We start from the raw sequence: 3174 nt of genomic DNA on the forward strand, positions 1-3174 counted from the left end.
CCTTCAAAGGAGCGCGTGTAGAACATCAGCGCGAAAAACTGGGCGCGATCGCCATTGGGAAACTGGAAGGTTTCATAGTGCGGGTCGCAGCCGAACCCGAACGGCTCGACATCGCTGACGATCAACCCGGTTTCCTCGAGTGCCTCCCGGACCACGAGGGTCTCCAGGCCCTCGCCTTCCTCGGCATTGCCGCCAGGCAGGCCCCACAGGCCAAAATCAGTTCGTTTCTGCAACAGGATGCTGCCGTCGGCGCGTTCGATGACGATGCGAGCGCCCGGCATGAGCACCAGACGATCCCCGATCAGCGCCCGCAATTGTCCCAGATAGCTGTCGGCAAAGGCCATTCCAACGCTCCCCGCAGCTAGCGAAACCGTTGCGCGAGCAACGCCTCAGCCTTCCGGCTTGACCACGTCGACCGGACTGATGTCGAGCAGGTCGAGCGTGCGCCGGAGCAGCCGCACCTCGCTCTCGGCTAGCTGCGAATCCGCCTTGGCGATCTCGGCCATATGGCGGGCCAGTTGCTTGCGCCGCTCGAGGTCGAGATCGCGGAACAGCGCAATGGCCTGCGAGCCGTTGGTCTCGTAGCCGAACTCGTTGAGATATTCGATGACGCTGTCGATGCTGGTTTCGGCAATGCCGAAGGCGTCCTTGCAGATGCGCCGGAAGGCAACCATCTCGCTCTCGCTGACCGACCCGTCGGCCAGGATCATGCGGAACAGCATCAAGAGTTCCGCCGACAGGACCGGATCGTCCGCCACCTTGCGCACGCCCGGGTCGCCGTCGAAGATCGAGCGTATCTGGTCCAGCAATGCGAATGCCATCAGGAGCCCCTTTCCGATTAAGATGCGTCGCATGATTCCACCCAAGCGCGACGCGCTTGAATAGAGGTAGCGCGGAATCGGCCTTGCGCAAACAGGGCCTTCGTGGTCGAACGCCCGATATCTCAGCCCACCGGACATTTCCACACTTCAGATGATCGACCTCACCACCCAGACCGTCGCCATGCTGGCGTTCGCAGGCTTTGCCGCGGGCTTTGTCGACTCGATCGCCGGCGGCGGCGGATTGATCACCATTCCCGCACTGCTTCTCGCCGGTTTCTCACCGATCGAAACGCTTGGAACCAACAAACTGCAAGGCATGTTCGGCTCTGGCTCGGCCACAATCCATTATGCCGCGAATGGCCATGTCGACCTGCGACGACAGCTGCCGTCAGCCTTGCTGGCGCTTGCCGGCGGCACTGCCGGTGCCTTGCTGGCAACGATTGTCCCGGGCGATATTCTACGCGCCTCGCTGCCACTTCTGCTGATCGCCATCGCATTTTATTTCGCCATAAAACCCAACATGGGTGATGTCGACCGTGCCGAGYGGCTGTCACCGTTCCTGTTCGGGTTGACTGTCGCGCCCGCAATCGGCTTCTACGACGGCCTGTTTGGACCCGGCGCCGGCTCCTTTTACATGCTGGCCTTCGTCGCACTCGCCGGTTTCGGCGCGCTCAAGGCGACCGCGCATACCAAGCTGCTCAATTTCGCCTCCAACATCGGCGGCTTCATCGTCTTCGCCGCAGTCGGCGTCGTCTACTGGAAGATCGGTTTGATGATGGGCGTTGCCCAATTCCTCGGCGCTCGCGTCGGCGCCAGCCTGGCCATGCGCATCGGTGCAAGACTGATCAAGCCGCTGCTGGTGGTCGTCTGCCTTGCGCTGGCCGTGAAGCTCTTGGCCGACCCGGCGAACCCGCTGCGTGTCATGATTGGTGTGTGAATACCCGCCCTGATAGAATGCCGCTGTTCGAATCATGTTGCGAGGAGCCAGACATGAATCTTAGCGCACCCACCCAAATTGTTTTCATCATTGCAGTTGTTATCGCCATCATCGGTGTTCTCGCCGCGCTTGGCGTTCTTGCGTTCATTCCAATCGCATCGGTGTGGATTGTTCTTATTGCCTTCATCGTGCTTGCCGGCGGCTGCTTGATGCGCGGCGCCTGACCAGTTTCCCTTGAAGTGGGGACCTGGAGCGCCCGGCCAAAAGCCGGGCGCTTTTGATTCTGGCCAATGGTCTGCTAGATTTKCCTCGGCGGAAGGATGGCCGATGCCAGTCGAGATGCAGCAATGGAAGGAACAGGACCGCTCCATTGCCGGGCGGTTCGAGATGCGCCGGCGCCTGCCCAGTCCTGCACTTGAAGGCATCGTCACCGACATCTGCGGCTATCGCGAAACTGCTGCCGGCCATTTCCACAATGTCGAATATGCATCGCTGACCGTGCCGCTGGTGATCAGCTTTGCCGAGCCCTTCGCCATCGGCCTCGGCAAGACGCCGGGCGACAATGACCGCTTCGCCAGTTTCGCCGCCGGCCTTTTTGCCGGACCGGTGGTGATCGAATCCTTCGGCGGCGCCTGCTGCGTCCAGGTCAACTTCACGCCGCTCGGCGCACGCCGGTTTTTCCGACAGCCGATGAGCGAGCTCACCGACAGCATGGTCGTGCTCGACGACGTGCTTGGCGGCGAAGGCATGGCGCTGCGCGAGCGGCTTGGCAACGCGCCGGACTGGGCGGCGCGTTTCGACATCGCCGAAGCCTTCGTCGCGGCCCGTCTCGAGAATGCCGCCGAAACCCCGCTCGAAATCGCTTGGGCCTATGACCGTATCATCACCTCTGGCGGCCGGACCCGCATTTCGGTGCTTGCCGAAAAGCTGGGCCGGAGCCGCAAGCATCTCGCCAGCGGCTTTTCCGATGCGATCGGTATCGGCCCCAAGACGCTGTCGCGCATCGTGCGCTTCAACCGGGCGCTCGGCCTGTCAAGGCAGCAGACCGTCGACTGGGCGGATATCGCCGCCGATTGCGGCTATGCCGACCAGGCGCATCTGGTACGCGAATTCCGCGACCTTGCCGGCGAGACGCCGACCGCACTTGCCAGGTAACATTTCTTCAAGACGCTGGAACGGCCTTCGACCAGAGTGATGCATGTCGCCCAAAAGTGCGCAGCGTTTTTGGGCATGCACAATCAAGGTTCATCGACCAACCCAAGTGAAGGAGTTCCCATGCCCACCACCACGGAAGCGCCGCGCCTCTACCCTGCCCTGCGCTACAAGAACGCGGCAAAAATGATCGACTGGCTGTGCGAAGCCTTCGGCTTCAGCGTCCGTGCTCGCTATGGCGAAGGCGATGTCGTGCACCATGCC

Annotated in this window: 5 protein-coding genes and 1 pseudogene; 4 read left to right on the forward strand and 2 right to left on the reverse strand. The window is 61.9% G+C overall.

Going from position 1 to position 3174, the window contains the following annotated elements; genetic code table 11:
• The coding region (locus ACXJ7R_RS28500; RefSeq protein ID WP_457154740.1) for an NUDIX domain-containing protein at window positions 1-344 on the reverse strand (344 nt) is incomplete at its 3' end.
• A 45-nt stretch (window positions 345-389) separates the two neighbouring features.
• Window positions 390-821: a TerB family tellurite resistance protein gene (locus tag ACXJ7R_RS28505; protein WP_095087434.1), complete on the reverse strand. Its 432-nt coding sequence runs from the start codon at window positions 819-821 to the stop codon at window positions 390-392.
• Window positions 822-972: 151 nt separating this feature from the next.
• Here ACXJ7R_RS28505 and ACXJ7R_RS28510 point away from each other — a divergent pair, with 151 nt between their 5' ends.
• The 4 genes and pseudogenes from ACXJ7R_RS28510 to ACXJ7R_RS28525 all read left to right on the forward strand — a co-directional run.
• Entirely contained in the window at window positions 973-1758 is a 786-nt protein-coding gene (locus ACXJ7R_RS28510) for a TSUP family transporter (protein WP_457154741.1), read from the forward strand.
• 53 nt (window positions 1759-1811) lie between these two features.
• Entirely contained in the window at window positions 1812-1982 is a 171-nt protein-coding gene (locus tag ACXJ7R_RS28515) for a hypothetical protein (RefSeq protein ID WP_457154742.1), read from the forward strand.
• A 103-nt stretch (window positions 1983-2085) separates the two neighbouring features.
• Window positions 2086-2913, forward strand: coding sequence for a helix-turn-helix domain-containing protein (locus ACXJ7R_RS28520; protein ID WP_457154743.1), 828 nt, complete (start codon window positions 2086-2088; stop codon window positions 2911-2913).
• Window positions 2914-3033: 120 nt separating this feature from the next.
• Window positions 3034-3174 (forward strand): annotated as a pseudogene (locus ACXJ7R_RS28525) (VOC family protein); the annotation flags it as partial.

The organism is Mesorhizobium sp. P5_C1, from assembly GCF_054049815.1.